This is a genomic window from Natrinema ejinorense, assembly GCF_002494345.1.
In the GTDB taxonomy this organism is placed as follows: Archaea; Halobacteriota; Halobacteria; order Halobacteriales; family Natrialbaceae; genus Natrinema; species Natrinema longum.
Genome location: NZ_NXNI01000001.1, coordinates 253,603 through 274,142, shown reverse-complemented (window position 1 = coordinate 274,142; position 20,540 = coordinate 253,603). Strand labels below are relative to the sequence as shown.

Annotated in this window: 22 protein-coding genes; 11 read left to right on the top strand and 11 right to left on the bottom strand. The window is 65.6% G+C overall.

The annotated features are described in order from the left end of the window. The first annotated feature begins 91 nt into the window (after positions 1-91). Positions 92-1,255 carry a DUF7115 domain-containing protein gene (locus CP557_RS01315; RefSeq protein ID WP_097378242.1) on the top strand — a complete coding sequence of 388 codons (1,164 nt, stop codon included), beginning with the start codon at positions 92-94 and terminating at the stop codon, positions 1,253-1,255. Positions 1,256-1,291: 36 nt separating this feature from the next. Here CP557_RS01315 and CP557_RS01310 read toward each other — a convergent pair whose 3' ends face one another. Then, on the bottom strand, positions 1,292-1,702 hold the full coding sequence (locus tag CP557_RS01310) for a DUF5830 family protein (RefSeq protein ID WP_097378241.1): 411 nt from the start codon (positions 1,700-1,702) through the stop codon (positions 1,292-1,294). A gap of 193 nt (positions 1,703-1,895) precedes the next feature. On the opposite strand from CP557_RS01310, the gene CP557_RS01305 reads away from it, so the two are divergent. Together CP557_RS01305 and CP557_RS01300 are read left to right on the top strand one after the other, a co-directional pair. Beyond that, complete coding sequence (locus tag CP557_RS01305; protein WP_097378240.1) at positions 1,896-2,864, top strand: transcription initiation factor IIB; 969 nt, start codon at positions 1,896-1,898, stop codon at positions 2,862-2,864. Further along, positions 2,865-3,122 carry a phenylalanine--tRNA ligase subunit alpha gene (locus tag CP557_RS01300; RefSeq protein WP_097378239.1) on the top strand — a complete coding sequence of 86 codons (258 nt, stop codon included), beginning with the start codon at positions 2,865-2,867 and terminating at the stop codon, positions 3,120-3,122. It abuts the gene before it with no gap. Between the two features lie 63 nt (positions 3,123-3,185). Here CP557_RS01300 and CP557_RS01295 read toward each other — a convergent pair whose 3' ends face one another. Both CP557_RS01295 and CP557_RS01290 read right to left on the bottom strand, forming a co-directional pair. After that, a complete protein-coding gene (locus CP557_RS01295) occupies positions 3,186-4,343 on the bottom strand; it encodes a multicopper oxidase domain-containing protein (protein WP_097378238.1) in 1,158 nt (385 codons plus the stop codon). A 159-nt stretch (positions 4,344-4,502) separates the two neighbouring features. After that, positions 4,503-5,582 carry a S1C family serine protease gene (locus tag CP557_RS01290; RefSeq protein ID WP_097381482.1) on the bottom strand — a complete coding sequence of 360 codons (1,080 nt, stop codon included), beginning with the start codon at positions 5,580-5,582 and terminating at the stop codon, positions 4,503-4,505. A 197-nt stretch (positions 5,583-5,779) separates the two neighbouring features. On the opposite strand from CP557_RS01290, the gene CP557_RS01285 reads away from it, so the two are divergent. Then, positions 5,780-6,088: a cupin domain-containing protein gene (locus tag CP557_RS01285; protein WP_097381481.1), complete on the top strand. Its 309-nt coding sequence runs from the start codon at positions 5,780-5,782 to the stop codon at positions 6,086-6,088. Positions 6,089-6,094: 6 nt separating this feature from the next. On the opposite strand, the gene CP557_RS01280 is transcribed toward CP557_RS01285, so the two are convergent. Continuing rightward, positions 6,095-6,727 carry a uracil-DNA glycosylase family protein gene (locus CP557_RS01280; protein ID WP_097381480.1) on the bottom strand — a complete coding sequence of 211 codons (633 nt, stop codon included), beginning with the start codon at positions 6,725-6,727 and terminating at the stop codon, positions 6,095-6,097. 128 nt (positions 6,728-6,855) lie between these two features. On the opposite strand from CP557_RS01280, the gene CP557_RS01275 reads away from it, so the two are divergent. Next, positions 6,856-7,347, top strand: coding sequence for a metal-dependent hydrolase (locus CP557_RS01275; protein ID WP_097381479.1), 492 nt, complete (start codon positions 6,856-6,858; stop codon positions 7,345-7,347). A 51-nt stretch (positions 7,348-7,398) separates the two neighbouring features. Here the strand turns inward: CP557_RS01275 and CP557_RS01270 are convergent, their stop codons facing one another. Further along, complete coding sequence (locus CP557_RS01270) at positions 7,399-8,277, bottom strand: COX15/CtaA family protein (RefSeq protein WP_097378237.1); 879 nt, start codon at positions 8,275-8,277, stop codon at positions 7,399-7,401. A gap of 349 nt (positions 8,278-8,626) precedes the next feature. On the opposite strand from CP557_RS01270, the gene CP557_RS01265 reads away from it, so the two are divergent. Together CP557_RS01265 and CP557_RS01260 are read left to right on the top strand one after the other, a co-directional pair. After that, the gene (locus tag CP557_RS01265) at positions 8,627-10,261 is read left to right on the top strand and encodes a 4Fe-4S ferredoxin N-terminal domain-containing protein (RefSeq protein WP_097378236.1); all 1,635 of its coding nucleotides are present in this window, start codon (positions 8,627-8,629) and stop codon (positions 10,259-10,261) included. A gap of 152 nt (positions 10,262-10,413) precedes the next feature. After that, positions 10,414-10,614 carry a hypothetical protein gene (locus CP557_RS01260; RefSeq protein WP_097378235.1) on the top strand — a complete coding sequence of 67 codons (201 nt, stop codon included), beginning with the start codon at positions 10,414-10,416 and terminating at the stop codon, positions 10,612-10,614. Positions 10,615-10,761: 147 nt separating this feature from the next. Here CP557_RS01260 and CP557_RS01255 read toward each other — a convergent pair whose 3' ends face one another. The 3 genes from CP557_RS01255 to CP557_RS01245 form a co-directional block, all read right to left on the bottom strand. Continuing rightward, positions 10,762-12,294 (bottom strand): (R)-citramalate synthase, encoded by a 1,533-nt coding sequence (locus CP557_RS01255; protein WP_097378234.1) that lies wholly within the window; start codon positions 12,292-12,294, stop codon positions 10,762-10,764. Between the two features lie 204 nt (positions 12,295-12,498). Further along, positions 12,499-12,873, bottom strand: a complete 375-nt coding sequence (locus CP557_RS01250) for a DUF192 domain-containing protein (protein WP_097381478.1) — start codon at positions 12,871-12,873, stop codon at positions 12,499-12,501. A 95-nt stretch (positions 12,874-12,968) separates the two neighbouring features. Beyond that, positions 12,969-13,664 carry a CPBP family intramembrane glutamic endopeptidase gene (locus tag CP557_RS01245; protein WP_097378233.1) on the bottom strand — a complete coding sequence of 232 codons (696 nt, stop codon included), beginning with the start codon at positions 13,662-13,664 and terminating at the stop codon, positions 12,969-12,971. A 129-nt stretch (positions 13,665-13,793) separates the two neighbouring features. On the opposite strand from CP557_RS01245, the gene CP557_RS01240 reads away from it, so the two are divergent. Next, positions 13,794-14,324: a DUF7097 family protein gene (locus CP557_RS01240; RefSeq protein ID WP_097381477.1), complete on the top strand. Its 531-nt coding sequence runs from the start codon at positions 13,794-13,796 to the stop codon at positions 14,322-14,324. A 25-nt stretch (positions 14,325-14,349) separates the two neighbouring features. Here the strand turns inward: CP557_RS01240 and CP557_RS01235 are convergent, their stop codons facing one another. Beyond that, complete coding sequence (locus CP557_RS01235; protein WP_097378232.1) at positions 14,350-15,291, bottom strand: SDR family oxidoreductase; 942 nt, start codon at positions 15,289-15,291, stop codon at positions 14,350-14,352. 154 nt (positions 15,292-15,445) lie between these two features. Between CP557_RS01235 and CP557_RS01230 the strand changes: the two genes are divergently transcribed. After that, a complete protein-coding gene (locus CP557_RS01230; protein ID WP_097378231.1) occupies positions 15,446-16,363 on the top strand; it encodes a DMT family transporter in 918 nt (305 codons plus the stop codon). Between the two features lie 25 nt (positions 16,364-16,388). Here CP557_RS01230 and CP557_RS01225 read toward each other — a convergent pair whose 3' ends face one another. Beyond that, complete coding sequence (locus CP557_RS01225) at positions 16,389-17,180, bottom strand: endonuclease V (protein ID WP_097378230.1); 792 nt, start codon at positions 17,178-17,180, stop codon at positions 16,389-16,391. A gap of 69 nt (positions 17,181-17,249) precedes the next feature. Further along, on the bottom strand, positions 17,250-18,182 hold the full coding sequence (locus tag CP557_RS01220; RefSeq protein WP_097378229.1) for a rhomboid family intramembrane serine protease: 933 nt from the start codon (positions 18,180-18,182) through the stop codon (positions 17,250-17,252). Between the two features lie 155 nt (positions 18,183-18,337). On the opposite strand from CP557_RS01220, the gene CP557_RS01215 reads away from it, so the two are divergent. Beyond that, entirely contained in the window at positions 18,338-18,778 is a 441-nt protein-coding gene (locus CP557_RS01215) for a DUF5788 family protein (RefSeq protein WP_097378228.1), read from the top strand. Continuing rightward, on the top strand, positions 18,775-20,526 hold the full coding sequence (gene polX / locus CP557_RS01210; RefSeq protein ID WP_097378227.1) for a DNA polymerase/3'-5' exonuclease PolX: 1,752 nt from the start codon (positions 18,775-18,777) through the stop codon (positions 20,524-20,526). Before CP557_RS01215 ends, polX begins: the two co-directional genes overlap by 4 nt. The last annotated feature ends 14 nt before the right edge of the window (positions 20,527-20,540 follow it).

Sequence of the window (20,540 nt, the reverse complement as noted above, 5' to 3'; positions counted from 1 at the left end):
TAGTGCGGTGTGTTTCTTTAACCTTTGTATTCGAAGTCGCCGTGCAACGTGGACCCACGGATTTATCACACGGTATTACGAACTGCGGGGCATGAGCGTTCCCGGTATCGTCACCTCTACTCTCGATGGCGAGGAGATCGCGGCGCGGGTCTCTCTTGGCAGCGATGACGAGCTCTTCATCACCCCCACGAGAACGATCGTCTACCGCGCCGACGGACTCCTGAGCGACGAATCGGCCGACGAATACCCTCACGACGCCGACCGATTGACCATCTCGGAGGGCCGACGCAAAACCAAGTTCACCCTCGAGTATCCCCTCGACGGTGAGCGGACGATCACCGTTCCCGGAAGCAAAACCGACGACGTCCTCCATCCCGTCCTCGCCGGCGTGTTAAACGGGAACGGGATCACCGACCCCGGCGAAACCGTCGTCAAGACCTACCGCTTTAGCGAACTGACGCTGATCATCACGAGCGATCGGCTCGTCAAACACATCGGTAACGCGGTCTGGGACAGCGACTTCGAGGAGTATCACTTCGACGATATTACCAGCCTCTCCTTCGAGGACGGCAGCGTCGCGACCCAGATCGTCCTCATCGCCAACGGCCGCCCCCAGCGGATCAAGGCCCCCAACGAGGAAGCGAACGATCTCCGGGAACGGCTTCAGCGGGCGCTGTTCGACTATCACGACGTCGGCTCGCTCGAGGAACTCAACGAGCGGATCGGCGAGAGCGACGAGGAAGACGCCGACAGTGGCGGCTCGGTCGACTTCGGCGGCGGCGTGGATCCCCTCGATGCTGATCCACCCGAACCCGACGATCACGACGTCACCAGTGAAGCGGTAAGGGAGACAGGGAGCCAGGACTCGACCGATCCAGTTGCCGGTGGCGGAAGTGACGGCGTGTCCGCGACGGAAGCGGCGACGACGGGAGCCGACGGCCAGTCATCGCAGTCATCGACTCGAGGGACGGCGACGACCGACGAGCAGACGACCGATCGAACGAGTCCGACCGAGGCCACGGAGGTCGAGACCGGATCGGTCTTCGAGGAAGCGACCGAAACGGATCAGTCGGCCGCTGCCAACGCCGTCGCCGACGCCGTCGACGCCGCTCCTGCCACCACGACCCAACCCGATCCCGAACTCCTCGAGCGACTCGAGGCCCTCGAGACGGCAGTCGAACGGCAAAGCGAGGTCATCGAGCGACAACAACAGACGATCGAGCAGCTGATCGTGGAACTCCGACAGGGTCGGTAGTGACGTGAGCGACGCGTCGTCGCTCCAGTATCGACGTTAGTCGTCTCGGCCGGTTACCTTTCGGATACACGAGGAGCCGAAGGGGCCGAGTTCTCCCACCTCGAACCTGATGAAGTGTCCCGTCGAGAGTCCGGAGCCACAGCGACGACAGGTGAACTCCCCGTCTTTCGTGACGACGTCCTGCTCGAAGCGGACGTACTGGCGGCTCGTCGGGCGGACGACCCCGTCGTCGCGCTCGATGATCCCGCGGAGCGCCGCCTGATCGAGGATCGTCCGCGTCACCGTCAGATCGGTCGTCACCGTCTCGATCCGGTCGACGGCGTCGGCGAGCGGGAGCGATTCGTGCTCGAGGTGGGCGAGGAGCGACAGACCGAGTTCGACGCGGTCGTCGTCCGCCTCGACAGTTACCTCGTCGCCGCGCTCGGTTCGGTCCCCATCGCCATCCATCTGTCTGTGCTGTCGTCCGCGCGCGAATAAACGTTCCCCCTCTCGAGCCCATCGAGCGTACAACCGGACAACGGGCATCGATACCCGTTCCCACGCGCTGGGAATCCGCCGGTCGTTGATACTGTCCGTTCCCTCCATTCCAAGAGAAGACAACACACACGACCGGAGCAGAGACTCCGGCGATCACAGATCAATGACTCAGACGATCGTCGATACGACTGCCGACGGACTGGCCCGGAACGGAGAGCGCGACACGGACCGCGAACGACGGGCGTCGGAGTGTCCGGAGTGTGCGGGTACGGTCGACCACGACGAAGAACACGGCGAGCGAACGTGTACGGAGTGTGGACTCGTACTCGACGCGGATGCGATCGATTACGGCCCCGAGTGGCGCACCCTCGACGACGAAGACGGACGACGGGTCGGGCCACCGGTATCGACGCTCCGACACGACAAGGGGCTCAGTACGACGATCGGCTGGCAAAACGAGGACGCCTACGGGAATCAACTCTCCGGACGAAAGCGCAAGCAACTCCAGCGGTTACGGACGTGGAACGAGCGATTCACGTCGAAAAACGCCGCGGAACGGAACCTGAAACAGGCCTTCGGCGAGATCGAACGCATGGCGTCGGCGCTGGGACTGCCGGAGCCCTGTCGCGAGACGGCCGGCGTCCTCTATCGCCGTGCCGTCGACGACGGGCTGTTACCGGGTCGTTCGATCGAGGCCATTGCGACTGCCTGTCTGTACGCGGCCGCCAGACAGCACGGCACCCCACGGACGCTGGTCGCGTTCGAATCGGTGAGTCGCGTCGAAAAGCTCCCCGTTCAACGGGCGTATCGCTATCTCTCGACGGAACTCGGCCTCCAAATCGAGCCCGCCGATCCCGTCCACTACCTCCCGCAGTACGCCTCCGAACTCGAGATCAGCGACGACGCGGAGCGGGTCGCACGAGAGATCCTCGAGGCGGCCAAGCACCGGGGCCTCCACAGCGGGCGGAGTCCGGCCGGGCTCGCAGCGTCGGCGATCTACGGTGCTGCGCGGCTCACGAACGACCGACTGACGCAGGAAACGATCGGCGAAGAAACCGGCGTGAGTTCGGTGACCGTCCGGAACCGATACCGGGAGTTACTGGACGCCTACGGGGAGGCCCGTGATCGATAGATGTCCCGGAGACAACTCGAGCGGACCGTCCTCGAGGCGCTGGCCGATGGGGAGCCCCGCTACGCCGTCGATCTCGCCGCGCGGATAGACGAACATCCGGTCACGGTCGAGGGGGCCTGTGATCGCCTCCGTGAGGATGGCGGCATCCGTTCGGTCGGCTGTCGCCGCTACGAGATTACCGCGACCGGACGCCGACGACTCGCGGACGTGCAACCAGCAACGAGCGGTTCGGACGTTCGTACCGAAGGACGACCCTGAAATCCGCGCCGCGCGAACGGCTCGGCGGTTCGAGACGGGCCGGGGACGCTCTTCCTCGAGGTTTTAGGATTCGTAGCCCGCGTACTCCATGAGGTCGGCGAAGACCTCGGTATCCATCGCGTCCCGGTAGACGATGCCGTTGACCATGCCGCCGGGATAGGAGTCCCCGTTCATCGCGTGGTTGACCTTGTGGCAGTGCATGAGGTAGATGCCGGGGTCGGCGTTGGCCTCGAACTCGACGGTGTGGCGTTCCGCGGGCGCGATATTGGTGACGTCCTGTTCGTACTGGGCGGCCTCGGGAACCTGCCCGCCGTCTTTCTCGACGAGCCGGAACCGGTGATTGTGCGTGTGCATCGGGTGGGACATGTAGCCAGCGTTGACCATGTGGAGGCGAACGGTGTCGCCGTGGTCGACGATGATCGGGGAGCCCTCCTCGGGATGGAGCGTCCGCGGGAGGCTCTTGCCGTTGATCGTGAACACGTCCGGGTTGCGATTGCGGGGACTGTAGTCGACGTCTTCGCCGGCTATCTGCCGGTTGACCCGCGAGTCCCAGTCCTTCAGGGTGAAGAAGTACTCCTTGTCCGCGGGCTCGTACCCCTTCGGATCGACGCGGAAGATTCCGTACATCCCCATGTCGATGTGGCGATGGGTCTGGTAGTGGCAGTGATACAGATGCGTCCCCGGGACGTTCGCCGGAATCGTGTAGGTGTGTTTCTCGCCGGGGTCGACCCGAATACCGGTCGTCGTTGGCACGCCGTCGTTCTCCCAGGTCTTCTGTGCGCCGTGGAAGTGTAGCGTGTGCGGGTGGTCGTTCCCGGTGTTGTCGAGGGTCACTTCGATGTCGTTGCCCTCGGTCGTCCGGAGGATCGGTCCGGGAACGCTCGGCTTCCCGTCGTCGGCCTTGAACGCCCAGACTCGCGGGAGTTCCACGGGACCCCCCATCGAGTCCATCGGATGGACGGCGTGTTGGGCCGTCACCGACTGCAGCGTCACGCTGCCGCCCTGCTCGTCGACCTGTACGACCTCCGGGGCGCTCGTCCACGGGAGGGCTGGGCCCGAGGGCTCAGTCCCCCCCTCGGACGGCTCCGTGGATTCGGCGCTCGGCTGGGCACCCCGACTCGTACAGCCGGCCATGCCAGTCAGTGCCGCCACGCCGCCGGTCGCAGCAACGAATTCGCGTCGCGATAGCCCCAGTCCGGGTGCACCGATACGATCGCTCATAACAACTGGACCTAAAAACGACCGACGTATAACGGGGCAATCCCGTTCTCGGGAACCGGGATTCCCCGAGAACATGTTCTCGGCAGGTATTTAAATGGTTCCGGGCGAGGATCGAGGGGTCGCCCCATCGCCGATGGTTTCGACTGTGACGGAATCGCCTCACCCGAACAGCCCGCGTCGCGCGGGTCGAGAGCCCAACTCGAGCGAGACGGTCCGTTCGGATCCCTCACGGGTGACCCGCAGATCGACGGTATCGCCCGGCCGAGTCTCGAGTGCGAGGTAACTGCCCAGCTCCTCCTCGGTCGTCAGTTCCTGCCCGTCGATGGCGAGGATCACGTCTCCGCCGATCGGGATCCGTCCTGCAGTCGTATAGCGAACGTCGTCACTGGGCTTGATCCAGCCGTCCGCCGGCCCGCCGGTGACGACGTCGGCGACGAGCAGTCCCTCCGATTCCTCGAGGTCGTTTGCCGCCGCGACGTCGGGCGTCACCTCGGTAAACGAGATGCCGATGTAGGCGTGTTCGTAGCGCCCCGTTTCGATGAGTGCCGGGACGACCCGTTCGGTCAGCGCCGCGGAGATGCCAAAGGCGATGTTGTCCCCGCCCCCGGAGTTGATGACTGCTGCGACGCGGCCCTCGAGTGTCATCAGCGGGCCGCCGCTGTTGCCTGGATTGACCGCGGCGTCGGTCTGGACCGCGTCCGGGATGGTGTAACCGGTCGGTGCCGGGATCGATCGATCGATCCCGCTGATGATCCCGGTCGTGACCGTTCCTTCGAGGTCGAAGGGGTTTCCGATCGCGACCACTTCCCGTCCGATGCTGGGTTGGTCGTCGACGAACGGGAGCGGGCTCGCGGCCGACGGGACGTCGTCGACCGAGATCACGGCCAGGTCGCTGTGCGGGTCCCGCCCGGCGACGGTTCCCGACCGCCAACTGCCGTCGTTGAATCGGACGTCGGCCGCGGACGAGCGACCGACGACGTGGGCGTTCGTGACGACGTGCGTGTCGTTGAAGACGAATCCAGTTCCCCGGCCGTTCTCCAGTCGAACCATCACGACCGAGTCGATCGTCTCGGAATAGACGGTCGTATACGCGCTATCGGCCGTCCCGGACGCCGCATGGGGGCCCTCATCGGTCTCGGGGTCCCCATCCGACGACTTCGTGAGACACCCCGCAACCCCTGCGAGCAACGCAACACCGCCGCGGGTAAGCAGTCGTCGACGGGTGGGTGTCGGAGTCATCAGGCTGTCCTGACCTTTCATTTCCAGACACCTATACGTTAATGATGGAGACAGTCACGACCGCTATCGGAAGTCAGTTCTCTCCCTATCGGTCCCGTGACTCGGTCCGGTTTTCGCTCGCTCCGAGCCGTTTCCGGCGAAGAGGGCCGAACGTCTTCGTCCCCAGCTACAACTCCGCGGGCCGTCTCGAGTCGACCATGCCCGAACGCACGTCGCTCGAGGATCTCGAGAAGGCCCCTCACGCCGAGGTATTCGAGGAACGAACGCCACGAACCGTTCGATTGCAGCTCACAGCGGACGAGCGGGTCCCGAAACATCGCCATCCGGAGTCCAACGTCGTCTTGCACGTTTTGGACGGTGCCGTCGAGTTGACCCTCGGTGACGACGTCTACGATCTCGAGCCGGGGGACATCGTTCGGTTCGACGGCGATCAGGACGTCTCACCGTACGCGGTCGAGGACAGTACGGCGCTGGTCGTCTTCGCACCGAAAGAGACGGGGAACTGATCGCCCTCAGCCGACCGTCGTCGCGACGCCTTTCGTCTGTCGGTAATCGCTCGCGAGCAGCGCCTCGAGCCGGGAGACGATCGCCTCGCGGTCGCCCTCGACCCACTCGACGGGCGCGTTGATCGGAACGACCAGGAAGCCACGGCCGCGAACGTCGCGGGCGTGCAGCGACTCCATCTCGAGGTCGATTCGGTGGCGCTGGGTCGTATACTCCCGGAGGACGTGGTCGGTTGCACGCGCCCCGACCGGCAGGAGAACGTGAGCGTTGATCGCGCGAAGCTCGGCGTCGAAAAAGCGCTCGAGGTCGGCGTACTCCTCGTCCGTCGGTGCCCGCCCGTCCGGGAGCGTACACATGTGGAGGTAACTCCAGAAGCAGTTCTCGAGGGTGGGGGCGTCCCACGGCCCGCCCGCGAAACCGACCTCCCGAAGGACATCCTGGACCGCGAGTCCGTCCTCGCGTTCGGTAAACGGAACGCCCGTCGATGCGCCCCCGTGAACGCCGGGGTGGTCGCCGATGACGTGGAAGTCGGCGTTGGCGTCACCGTAGCCGAACGCGGCCGTCCGATCGTCGGGATCGGAACGGTCGAACGGCGGTCGGAGTCCGAACGGGTTACTCGTCCTGTCGGTGACGGTTTGCACGGCCGGGATGAGGTGACCGGCGATCAAAACCCCACCGGTCCCGGCGGCCGGCTCGAAGGGCGGGCGTACTCTCCGTCGCGAGTTCGATGGCGGAGTATTTATATGTCAGCTGTCCTATCTTGTTGCGTGTGTATCAGGTTGGACACTACGGTGGTGCGCTCCTGGCGTACGCGCCGCTTGGCACCATCGCCTCGCTGTGGGGACACGTGGAGGTCGCGATCGTCGGCGGCCTCGTCTGTGTCGCCCTCTCGACGAGTCCCGACTACGATCACCGGGTGCCACTGATCGATCACCGCGGTCCGACCCACACGATCCTGTTCGCGTTGCTCGTCGGTGTCGGAATCGCCGGCCTGACTGCCGTTCTGGTCGACGCATCCTCGGCGTTCGCGGATGCCGGCTTCGTCGCGTTCGCCTTCCTCGTTGGGGTCGTTTCGATCGGCTCCCACCTCCTCGTCGACGCGCTGACGCCGATGGGAGTCCGCCCGTTCTGGCCGCTTTCCCGTCGTCGCTACTCCGCCGGCGTGACGACGGCAGCGAATCCCATCGCCAACTACGGGCTGTTGGGGGGCGGCATCGGGGCCGTATTCGCCGGGACCGCGGTCGTCGTGGCCGTCGGCTGAGACCGATTCAGGAGCCCGAACGGAGAATCACCGCCGACCAACGAGGACCGATTATGGCGAGAGCGGAGTATCCGCGTCACGCGTGGCATCGGCACCGCGAGCGAGGACGATCCCGGCGACGAACGTGACGAAGAGTGCGGCCGCAGCGACGAGATACGGCGTCTCGAGTGCGGGATTGATCGCCTGCCGGCCGAAAAAGAGGACGCCGACCACGAGCGGTGGTGCCGCGAACAGCGGGGCGAGGACGCGGCCGGTAAACCGACGCCGGCCGACCATCGCGGCGACGATGGCTGCTCCCAACAGGACGAGCGTCACGCCGTACTGGGTCATCTGCATCGTCGGCGAATAGTTCGAGATTTCGGCGCCGATGACCGGACTCAACACGACGTGTGCGGGCAGTGCTACGATTCCGAGCGCGAGCGCCCCGATGACGTGTGTTCCAGTCAGTCGCGGTGCCCAGACCAGCACGGTGGCGACGAGGAACAGCGTAAAGATGAGCACGGCCGTCCAGAAGTGCAACGAGAGGATGTCGATCGTGTACTGCTGGACGGTTTCGCGGCCGAGAGCGACCTGCACCGGCGTCAGGACCATCCCGAGGACGAGCAATCCGGCCACCCGCCGGTTGACGTCGGGGAGCCGCCAGGCTGCGAGCGCGGAGCCGATGATGGCGAAGCCGGCGAACATCGCGACGAACCGGTGGAACCACTCGTAGAAACTCGGGAGACTCCCCGGCAACAGGTTGTACGGACCGGCGTCACACTGGGGCCAGTTGGCCTCACAGGCCAGCCCGGATCCCGTCGCCTTCGCCGCGATCCCCAGCAGGATCGTCGCGGCGACCAGCGCGAGCGTTGCGGTCAGCAGGTGTGGAAAGCCGACCCGATCGATCACCGACCGAAGCCTCGAGGTTGGTGTGTGATTATCGTACGACACGGGCGTTCTGTCGGGGGTTAGGACGGCCGGTACTTATGTTGACCGAGTTCTCCAGTCCCCTGGGAACCATCGATCCGTCGATCGGTCGCCGATCCCTGTACGGGCGAGTTGTCCGACGGACTCGCGGATGCGGCTGTCTTTCACCGTCGATGGACGACGGCTCCTGTCAGCGAGGCTACTGGTTCCGTCGTATCGCCCTCGTGATCGGGACGACTGAGGCCCCGGCCGGTCCGTCCGCGCTCCCATCATTCGCAAGCCGGACCTCTATGCAAATACTTGTCATAGCGTTGGAGACACGAGTCACCATGATCGCCACTCGAGAAACAGCAGGCGGGAACCGGTGGGGGCGATGAATTCGGACGACGAGCCGCCGGCAGACGAGGAGCCGTTTCACCCGCTCGGTGGGGCGTGGCAGGACGATCTCGAGGAGTTGCTCGACGAGACGGAGTACGATACGGAACTCGGGATGGAGATGGGGAAAGACGCCATGCGGGTCACGAAAGGGGAGCTCTCGGAGGAGGAGTTCCACGAGAAGTATCACGACGACGTGATGGCGGAGTTCGGCGAGGACGAACGCCCGATCGCCAGTCCGGACGACGCCGAGAGCGAGGCGGAGGGGATCGGATCGACGCTCCTAGGGCTCGCCCGTGGCGAGGAGTCCCGTCGCGAAATGCTCAAAAAGGCGGGAGCCGGTGTGGGATTCGCGAGTCTCGGATGGGGTGCGGTCGATCAGCAGGAACCGGAGCCAGAGCCCGCCGTCGAGGAGGCAGGGGAAGTCGAGGGTGCAGACGAGGGAACCCAGTGGGGGATGACGATCGACCTCGAGCACTGCGACGGCTGTCTCTCCTGTGTGACCGCCTGTAATCAGGAACACAACTGGGACGAGGGAGCGAACTGGATGTACGTCCTGGCCTTCGAGGACGGCAACGTCGAGTCGCCCGAGCCTGACGATTTCGAGAGCGTTCACGACTTCAACTACCTCGTCCGACCGTGCCAGCACTGTACCGACGCACCGTGTGAAAAAGTGTGTCCGACGACGGCCCGCCATACTCGCGACGAGGGCGGCCTCGTGTTGACCGACTACGAGGTCTGTATCGGCTGTCGGTACTGCCAGGTCGCCTGCCCCTACGGGGTCAACTACTTTCAGTGGGACGACCCGGACGTCGACCGGTCGGAACTCGAGCCAGAGGGGATCTACGACGAGCGTGGACGGCCGGTCAGCCGGCGGGCCCCACGCGGCGTCATGTCGAAGTGCGTCTTCGATCCGGCCCGTCAGGACGGCAACGCGGGTGAGGAACTGATCGGAACGACTGCCTGTGAACAGGCCTGCCCGCCGAACGTGATCCAGTTCGGCGACAAAAACAACCCCGCGAGCGATCCCCAGCGATACGAGAACAATCCGGCCAGGACGCGAACGGTGATCAATCTGTTTACGGCGCTCCCGTCGCCGAATTCGGTCGAATCGTCGCTCGAGGGCGTCGACCCGAATCTGGACGCAGTCATCGATGCCGTCGACGATCTCACGGAAACCTTGATCGCCCTCGCGACAGCCGTCAAAATCACGCAGACGGACTACGAGCAGGACGCGCCACCAGGAGATAGCCTCCCGGAGAAAGAGGAGACGGTGCTCTCGGTCGTGAGCGCGATCGAAGGGAGTGGAGTCGACCTCGAGAGCGAGAACGTCCTCTCCCGCCTCGGGCTGACGGTCGAGGGGTTCGAGGGACCGAGCCAGGACATCGACATCTCCGATCGGGAAGACGTCGCCCAGGAACGACTCGAGGATTACGTCGACGCGCCCGAAGAGGAGTTCGAACTCCTCGCGGACATCGGCACGAATCCCAACGTCACCTATCTCGGAAACGCGCCGGGTCCCGAAGCCCACCAGGTTCCCGGACCGACGTCCTACGAAGACGTCGGGATGGTCGATCGGCGGCAGAACGTCCTCGACGATGAAACCGTCGGTCTCGGGCTCCGGGACGAGTAGCACCACCGACCTGTCTACGCCGTCTCACCGTCGGACGGGATACCAATCGCCACCCCCGGTCCGCCCAGCGTCCGCGAGTACGGCCACCACTCCGACGGCGGCTCGCAGTCGGCTATCGACGGTTTTCATATCTCTCGAGTCGAACGATCGGTATGGAGTTCCGTCAACGACTCATCGCAGGGAGTATCTGGATCGGCGTCGCCGCGGTGATGGCGACGACGCTCGAGCCGGGTATTCCGACGTCGGTCGGCGCAGCAATGCGGCTGTTCGTCGTCGTCATGGCCTTGTTCCTCGCAGCCGTCTACGTGTTCGATCCGTGGAACGTCGTTACCGACCCCTTCCGACAGGGCTAGTGGCAGTCCACGCCCGACTGGGGGATCGAATCCGGCGGTCTGCTCCCCGCCGACCTGCAGTCGACGGGTGGAACGGGACGAACACGGACAAGTCTGACCGACGGCACGACAGCGTTCTTCGAAAATCGAGCCGTTAGACCGTCGCCCTCAGTCGTCGGCCGGCGCGAGCGGTTGCTGGTCGGCCGCGAGCAGTCGATCGAGCGCGTCGACCATCGCCGTGACGCTCGCGCGAGTGATGTCGGCCTCGCTGCGGGCGACCGTCACCGAGCGGTCGTTGCGACCCATCGTCACCTCGACGGTGACGACGGCGTCGGTGCCGCCCGTGACCGCGTCGACGTGGTAGGACTCGAGTTCGGCGTCGGCCATCGCCCCCAGCGCCTCGCGGACGGCGGAGACGGCGGCGTCGACGGGGCCCGAGCCGGTCCCGCTGGCGACGCGTTCCTCGCCGTCGACGGCCAGCCGGATGCTCGCAGTGGGGACGGCACCCCCGCTGGTCGCGGTGAGATCGAGCAGGTCGACGACGCGATCGCGATCCTCGCCGGTGACGTCCTCGGCGATGGCCAGCAGATCGGCGTCCGTCACTCTGCGGCCACGGTCGCCGAGTTCGGTCACCCGGTCGGCGATCGCCGCGATCTCGTCGTCGTCGGCTTCGACGCCGTGTTCCTCGAGCGTCGCTTTGACGCCCGCCCGCCCGGTGTGTTTGCCCAGTGCGAGTCGACGCTCGCGGCCGACGGTTTCGGGCGCGTAGGGTTCGTACATCTTGTCGTCTTTGAGCGTCCCGTCGGTGTGGATCCCGCTCTCGTGAGTGAAGGCGTTCTCGCCGATGACCGCCTTGTTCGGCGGGAGCTGGACGCCGGTCGCCCGAGAGACGGTCTGGGCGAGTTCGTACAGCTCCTCGAGATCGAGCGTCTCGAGGTCGTAGACGTGAGAAAGTGCGATCGCGACCTCCTCCAAGGCGACGTTGCCGGCGCGTTCGCCGAGCCCGTCGACCGTACAGTGGACGAGGTCGGCCCCCGCCGAGACGGCCGCGAGCGCGTTGGTTACGCCCAGCCCGAGATCGTCGTGCGTGTGGGCACTGACCGGCCCGATTTCGGCGAGCCGGGAGACCGCCTCGTGGGTGTGTTCGGGCCCCGTGTGGCCGACTGTATCGGCGAAACAGAACCGATCCGCGCCCGCCTCGAGGGACGTTTCGGCCAACTCCTCGAGGTAGTCGATGTCGGCCCGCGAGCCGTCCTCGCCGATGACCTCGACCCAGAGGTCGTGGTCTTTGGCATAGGCGACGAGTTCGGCGGTTCGCTCGAGGTTGTCCTCGCGGGAGGTACCGACCTTCCCTTCGATGTGGCGGTCGCTGGAGGGTACCACGATGTGGACCCCGTCGACGTCACACTCGAGCGCGAGGTCGATGTCGCCTTTCATCCCGCGACAGAAGCTCGTGACGCGGGCGTCGAGATCGAGGTCGGTTACCCGCGAGATCGCCTGCCGCTCACCCGCGCCCGTACAGGCGCTGCCGGCCTCGATGACGGAGACGCCGGCACGCTCGAGCGACCGAGCGATCTCGACCTTTTCGTCGGGTGACAGCGAGACACCCGGCGCTTGTTCGCCGTCACGAAGCGTCGTGTCGAGAAGGCGCACTGTCCGATCCGATGCGATCGTCTGTTCGGGGGAGTGAGTTACAGGCAAGAGTGGTGAATTGCGGTTACTGCGGTTACGTTCGTCGGAGAATTTCACGCCCAGCCGGGTCGCCCCGACTTCCTCTATCCTCGTCAGATGGCGTCTGGCGTGCCATTGTATCTCGGTACAATGTATCACGCTCTCTTAAAACCGCCGGTTCCGAATCACGCGCTCCGGTATCGTGATGCGACTCGAGTCGGGTCGTCGACGGTATCAGCCGTCCTCGAGACGCAGTCGATCGCCGGGTTCGACGTCAGCCGCGGTGCCGGCGGGAAGTTCGACGATCAGGTCGGCCTTCTCGCGGGCGAATCCCCGCCACGGCCGAAGGGTTTCGACGCGCTGGACGACGCCGTCGACGACCCAGACCGCGTCGATGGGGACGAACACGAACAGGGTATGTAGGTCGCGGGTTCCGGTCGAGTCGAACCGGAAGGCCAACGCGTACTCGTCCGGCAGGGAGCGACGAAACATGAGTCCCCGCGTCTGACTCACGATCGAATCCGCGGTGTCGACGGTCGATGCCAGCGTCTCGTGGCCCCGTTGGGCACCTGAATCGCCATCCGTAGCGGGTTCGTGGACGAGTTGCACGCCCTCGAGTCCGCCCGGCGAGATCAAAAACGTTCTCGCTTGTGGCTGGCCCGACTCGTCGACGACGGACCGGCATGGCCGCCTGCGATCCGCGCTCAGAGAAGCGCCACGGCGACGAGACTGGCCGAGGAGACGGTGTTGATCAGAACGTGCGTCACCGTACTGCTCGCAGTGCCCCATCGGTGACGGACGACACCGAAGACGAGTCCGAGCGTCAGCAACGTCGTCAGCCGGATCACCGACAGATCGACGAGCACGTGTTTGAGGGCGAAGAGGACCGCCGTTACCCCGATGCCCACGGGAACACCCCAGTCGTCGACGAGTTCCGTCTGAACGATTCCCCGCCAGACTTGCTCCTCCGAGATTGGAACGACGATTCCGTTCCCGACGAGAAAGAGGAGCGCGAGCGCAGGTGTGGCTTCGAACGCGTCCGTCAGGCTCTCGCCGAGAGCCCCACTTGCGTCTCCGAGGCCGAACAGCGCCGTATCGAGCTGCCCAGCGCCAACGGACAACCCGTACCCGACGACCGCAGCGAGGACGCCCACTCCGAGGGCCCGCAGGTTCCAGTTCCAGTCCCACGATTCGCGGGGTTGTCCCTGCCGAAGTGCGTACCAGCTGAGGATCGCCGCGATAAGCGGGAATCCGATCGCGAGAACCAGAAAATCAGCCAGCAGCGGGTCGATTCCGACCGACCCAGCAGCCGAAACGAGTCCACGACGGAACGCGAACTCGAGGACGATCCAGCCGGCGACGACGATCGCAGCGAGTTCGATCGGTTTCGATCCGGTCATACACAACGTTCAGCCAGCAAATATATTTGTTTTATCACTCGAGTGCCGTGGATGGGAGACGAGTCGGCGGTCGCGATGTGCGGCGTGCTCGGAGCATTCAATTCCGTCCGGCTCGAACCCGAACCAGGTATGGAGAAAACGCCACAGGGAACCCCAGTCGGCGTCGACGACCCCTACGAGTTCGCGGGCCTCTGTGACCATCTCACCGGCGAGGGCCAGTGCCGATACGCCTTCGAACACTACCAACAGGACCCACAGTTCGCCAGCGAACGCGCGGACGACGACTACGCGTGTCCCGTCGTCGACCCCGAAACCGACTGGTCGTGGGCCGACTGTCCCCACTTCCGCTCGCGCAACCGCGACCGGGAGTGCGTTCGCTGTGGCCTCGCCGAAAAGCGGATGGCCCACGACGACGAGCGGCCGCTGCTCGAGGAGCACCACCTCTCCTACGAACGCGACGGTGAGACGCTGTCCCACGAGATCACGATCTACCTCTGTCGATGGTGCCACGCGAAAGTCCACAACTCGTGGGCGCGGATCACCGACGATGCACCGCCGGATCCCGACGCGATCGCGGCACTCGAGGAGCGGCGGAGCCAGGAACGATCGGAACTGGGGTTCGAATCCGCGGCCGAGCGATACGACGAACTCGACCGATGATCGGTCGAAGAGCCTACACCCTGGCTCAGACCAGTTTTCGCAACAGCCCGTAGACCGAATCGCGCAGCCGATCGGGCAGATACCGGGCGTACAGCCCGTACTGGGCGAACGGGCCGACCGGATACCGCGCCGGCGGATCGCGGGCGGTGGCCGACTCGAGGATCGCATCGGCGACGTCGTCCGGTTCGGAGGCAAAGGGACCGCCGCTCCCGCCGCCGATCAGCTGGGCGTCGTCGTAGAGTTCGTACAGCGACTCGTAGGCGGGCGTTCGTTCCTCGTCGGGGAGTTCCTCGTCGACGCGCTCGGTGAACCCCGTCTCGACCGGACCGGGTTCGACGAGGACGACGTCGATACCGAACTCGTCGACTTCCGTCCGCAGCGAGTCGCTCATCGCCTCGAGAGCGTGTTTCGAGCCCGAGTACGCGCCCGAGCCGGGAAGGGAGATCCGGCCGGCGACGCTCGAGACGTTGACGATCCGGCCCTCGCCCTGAGCGCGCATATGCGGCAACGCCGCACGGGTCAGTCGGTGGGGACCGTAGACGTTGACGTCGAACTGTCGGTGGAGATCGACCGTCGCGATGTCCTCGAGCGCACCCATCTGGGCGTAGCCGGCGTTGTTGACGACGCAGTCGATCGCACCGGCGATATCGACCGTTTCCTCGACCGCCCGTGCGACCTCCTCGGGGTCGGTGACGTCGAGCGCGAGCGTCTCACAGCCGGCCTCCTCGAGGGCTTCGATATCGTCGACGTTTCGTGCCGTCGCGAACACCTGCCACTCCTCCTCGAGGAAGGCACGGGCGGTCGCGCGGCCGATACCCGACGAACAACCCGTAATGAGCACCGATTGCTTTCGCGTGTAGCGGTCGCTCTCGACCGTCGTGGTGGCGTCGCGATCGCGTTCGTCTTCGACGACGGTTCCGTCCAGCCCGTCATCGGCTGTCCCTTCGACGTCCTCAGCGGTGGCCATACGTGATCGGTTCGAGAGACGATACCTAAGTATCGACGGTTTGTCGCGCCGATCGTACTGTTCGGATTCGAACGAGATCGGCGCACGCTTCGGAACGGTCCGACAGGGGGGACGGTTTCAGAGCCGTTATCAGCCGCGAGCGGCATTAAAACGTATGTCCCTCCCGGTTCCGGACGCGTTGCTCGGCGTTCTCCTGGCGACCGTCGCTGCCGTCGGGTTCGCGGGCCAGTTCCTGTGCATTCGGCTCGGAACCGACGAGGGGACGGTCGCCGACGCGGTCCTCGTCGTACTGCTCTGTCACGTGATCCTCGTCGTCCCGGCCGCGTTCGTGTTGCACGCGCCGCCCTACGCGGCGCTTTTCACGCCGCTCTCGGCGATCTCGTTCGCAGCCGCAGGTATCGCCGGCATGCTCGTCGCTCGAGTGTTGATGTTCACGAGCATCGAAGCGCTCGGCGCGAGCCTCACCTCGCCGGTGATCGCCTCGAACGCCCTCTTCGCGACGGTCTTCGCCGTCGTCATCCTCGAGGAGCGACTGACGGCCGGCCACTTCGCGGGAATCGTATTGATCGTCGCCGGGATCGCGGTCGTCTCCTGGGAAACGGCCGCGACGACGAGTCCCGACCAGTCGCTGCGCGAAACCGGCGCGATGTTGGTGTTGCCCCTGGCCGCCGCCGTCTGTATCGGTATCGAACCGATCTTCGTCTCGATCGGCCTCGCCGAGGGAACGCCGATCCTCCCCGGGCTCGGCGTCATGGCGACGACCGCAACGATCGGCTTCGTCGGCTACCTGGGCTGGACCGGATCGCTCGCCACCGGCCCCGTTCGTAGTTCGTCCACCGCGTGGTACGTCGCAGGCGGCGTCTCGACTACCGTCGCCTTCCTCGCGTACTTCGCGGCGCTTGCAGTCGCGCCCGTCGTCCTCGTCATGCCGCTGTTACAGCTCACGCCGCTGCTCGTCGTCGTCCTCTCCGTGCTCTTTCTCCCGCGCCAGCTCGAGCGCGTGACCTGGCGTGTCACCGCCGCCGCGCTCGTCGTGGTGGTCGGTGCGACGCTCGTTTCCGTTATGGGATAGCGTCTCCGACCACGACCCCCGAGGGCTACCCGTCGAGACCGGGTTTGGCGTCGTCGGCGTACCGATCCGCGAGTCGAACCGGCTCCGGGAGTTTGTACGACGAGGCGAGCGCGAGGACGATATCGGCTGCCGTCTCGGGGCCGACGCGGTGGCCCGGGCTGACGTAGAGGGGATTGATGTACTGATTGGGAGAGTCGTACTGGCGCGTCTGGACGGCGTAGCCAAGCAGGGTTCCGTCGGGTGCATCGACTCGCGCGTTCGATTCGATCGCGATTTTCGTTCCTTCCGGCAGCTCGTCGACGGCTTCGACCGGGGTTCCACAGAGCAGACTCTTGGCGACGCCGATGCTGGGGACATCCCTGACCACGCCGATGTGCGTCGCGATGCCGGCCTGCCGGAAGTGAATCCGACCGCTGCCGTCGAACAGGAGCAGGTCGGGATCGACCGACAGCTTCGCGAGCGCTGCGAGGATCGGCGTCCCTTCGCGAAAGGAAAGGAGGCCGGGGATGTAGGGGATCTCGAGGGGCGTTATAGCGGAGACGCGCTCGATCACCTCGCCGCCGCACGTCGCGACGACGGCGCTCAGGGCGCGGTCCTGTTCCCCCGCCTCGTTCTCGAGAAACGACTGGTCGACGCCGACGACGACCGGCGGTTCAGCCCCGCTCGCGGTCGCCTCGAGCGGATTGGAAAGAGTCGTCGGGTCGAACGAAACGTCGTCCTCGAAGACGGCGGCGTCGGCGATCTCGCGCTGGAGGGCCTCCATCTCCGCGCGCGAGAGATCGGCGTCGGGTGCGAGATCGGGGCGGGGATCGTGCATCTGTATGGGGGTGGTAGACGCCGAGCGAAAATCAGTTGCGGGGTCGTGTGGGGAGACCGCCGGTGGGGATCAGAATCGGCCGCGTCCGGGGCCGCCCGGTCCGCCGGGACCACCGGGGCCGCCGGGCCCGCCACCGCCGAACTCGAGGCGGTTCGGCGCGCTGACGTTGCGGTTTTGCTTGACGTACTGGCCGTAGGCGAGGCCGATCACGAGCCCGACGAGGTGGGCCATGTGTGCGATATTGCCACCGCCACCGAATCCGAGGAAGAAGACGCTAATAAAGGCATAGCCGGCGGTCAGCAGCCAGATCGGAACCGGGAGAATGAAGTACAGGTACACCTTGAGTCCGGGGTTCAGGATCGTCAAGACGCCCAGGATGGCGAGGGCCGCGCCGCTGGCACCGAGGACGGCAGTCGAACTCCCTTGTGCGACCGTGATACCGACCTGACCGAGCCCGGCGAGGACACCGCTGACGATGAAGAGGATCGCGAAGTTCCGCGAGCCGACGTACCGCTCGACGAGCGGCCCGAAGAAGAATATCACGATGCTGTTCCCGACGATGTGCATGAAATTGACCGGGCTGTGGGCGAAGATCGACGTGATCCACGTCCAGACGTACTCGACGTTCCACGACGTCAGCATAAACAGCGACCGGTGGAGAGACTGACTGCCGATCAACAGCACGAGCCATTGGGCGAGGAACGTGAGCCACATCAACGCGAGGAACGTGTAGGTCGCGTTCCCACGGAAGTACGCTAACGGCCCACCGGTGCCGGTATTGATCGGCACTTTGTCGGCGAGACTCGAGACCCGCGACTGTCCCCCGCCGTTGACGCTATCGTCGAAGCCGCTGTCGAAGACGCCCTGGGGATCGTTCCAGTTTTGCAACCCCGAACAGTCGTGGTTCTCGGGGAGTCGGTGGTCGCCACAGTAGGTCCCACCGCAATGCCGACAGTTGTACGGCATGTTTTCGTCCTTCCCACACACGTCGCACTTGGCCATTGAGCAGGAGTATGTTCGGCGTCGCTAAGGGATTTGGGATTTTTCCGCCGTCGTTCAGACGACCGCTGTCGGTCAACGCCGGTAAGCGCCGTTGCTGGCTGGTCGATCCGCGCGCGGACTGTACATTTTTGCCTCCCCGTCCCCCACACTCGAGTGTGCAGGAGTACGAGCGCAAGCAACTGCTCGAGCGCGTCGAGCGCGAGGGTGCGACCGTCGGCGCGGACATCCCGGAGACGATCGAGATTCAAGGCGAGGAGATCGATCTCCGGACGTTCGTCTTCGAGATCAAGCGCCGCGAGACGGTGCCCGCCGGCGAACGCGAGCGCGTCGAGCAGGCCAAGCGGAACCTACGCCGGGAGCGCCTCGAGCGACTCGAGCGGATCGAGGAGGGGACGATCAGTCGCGAGAAAGGCGAGGAACTCGCCGGGAGCATCATCGGGATCGATCGAGCGCTGAACGCCCTCGAGAACCTGGGGCCGACGGACTTGGAACGCGAACAGCAGGTCCAGCAGGCACAGGATCGCAAACGCTGGATGTCCTTCCTGAAGAAGGCGCTGGGCCAGGAGGACGACGCCAGCGCACGGAGGGGGCGATGACGACCAACGCCGAACTCGCCGCCCGCTTCGAGGAGTTCGCCGACCTGCTCGAGGCGGACGACGTCGAGTACAAGCCCCGCGCGTACCGTCGCGCGGCCGAGAACATCCGATCGTATCCGTCGCCGATCGCCGACCGGATCGAGGCCGGTGACCGTGACGCCATCGAGAACATCGACGGCGTGGGCGACGCCATCGCCTCGAAGATCGTCGAGTACGTCGAGACCGGCGGGATCGAGGAACTCGAGGAACTCCGCACCGACCTCCCCATCGACATCGCCGACATCACGCGGATCGAGGGCGTCGGCCCCAAGACCGCGGGCAAGCTCTACCGCGAACTCGGCGTGCAGACCTTAGACGACCTCGAGGACGCGGCCGAGGCCGGCGAGATCCGGGACGTGAAGGGGTTCGGCCCCAAGACCGAGGAAAACATCCGCGACAACCTCGAGTTCGCCCGTACCGTCGGCCAGCGCCAGTTGCTCGGCGAGGCGCGACCGCTCGCCGACGACGTGCTCGCCTTCCTCGAGTCCCTCGACGACGTCGACCGGTGTGAGGTCGCGGGCTCGATCCGGCGGTGGCGCGAGACGATCGGCGACGTCGACGTCCTCGCGGCGACCGACGATCGCGAGGCGGTCGTCGATCGGTTCGTCGCGTGGGACTCGGTCGACGACGAGATCGAGTCCGGCCCCGAGAAGGCAAGCGTCCGCGTCGGCGAGAGTCGCGTGGACCTGCGGGTGGTCGTCCCCGAGGAATTTGGCTCCGCGTTGCAGTACTTCACGGGGAGCAAGGATCACAACGTCAGCCTGCGCAACTACGCGATCGATCGCGGGATGAAACTAAACGAGTACGGCGCGTTCGACGTGAGCGAGGTCGCGGATGCGGAGACGGGCCAGCGCGTCGGCGACCGCGTCGCGGGCGAGACCGAGGCGGGAATGTACGAGGCGCTCGGACTCCCGTGGATTCCCCCGGAGCTTCGGGAAGACCGCGGCGAGATCGACGCCGCCGAAAACCGCGAACTCCCCGACCTCCTCACGCGCGAGGACGTCCGCGGCGACCTCCACACCCACACCGAGTGGTCCGACGGCAACACGACGATCGAGGCGATGGTCGAGGCCGCCGCCGACCGGGGCTACGACTATTTCGGAATCGCCGACCACGCGGAGGGTCCCGGTATCGTCGGCGGCATGGGGCTCTCCGACGCCGAGATCCTCGAGCAGGTCCAGGAGATCCACGCGGTGGGCGAGGAAGCCGAGATCGAGGTCTTCGCCGGAATCGAAGCCAACGTCGACGCCGCGGGCGAGATCGACCTTTCCGAGGCGGTGATCGAGGCACTGGACGTGGTCGTCGCGTCGACCCACAGCGCGCTCGGACAGGACGCAGAGACCGCGACGGATCGGCTCGTCCACGCGATCGAGAACCCGGCGATCGACGTACTGGGCCACCCCAGCGGCCGCCTGCTCAACGAACGCTCCGGGCTCGAGTTCGACGCGACCGCGCTCGGGGCGGCCGCCGCCGAACACGACACCGCCCTCGAGGTCAACTCCAACCCCCGTCGGCTGGATCTCTGGGGGAGCGCCGTCCAGGCCGCCCGCGAGGCGGGTGCGCCAATCGCGATCAATACCGATGCCCACCAGCCGTCGACGCTCGAGTACATGCGCTGGGGCGTCCACACGGCGCGGCGCGGCTGGGCCGAACCGGGCGACGTGATCAACACCTGGGAGCTCGCGACCCTTCGGGAGTTCCTGCACTGACCTCGGTACCGACC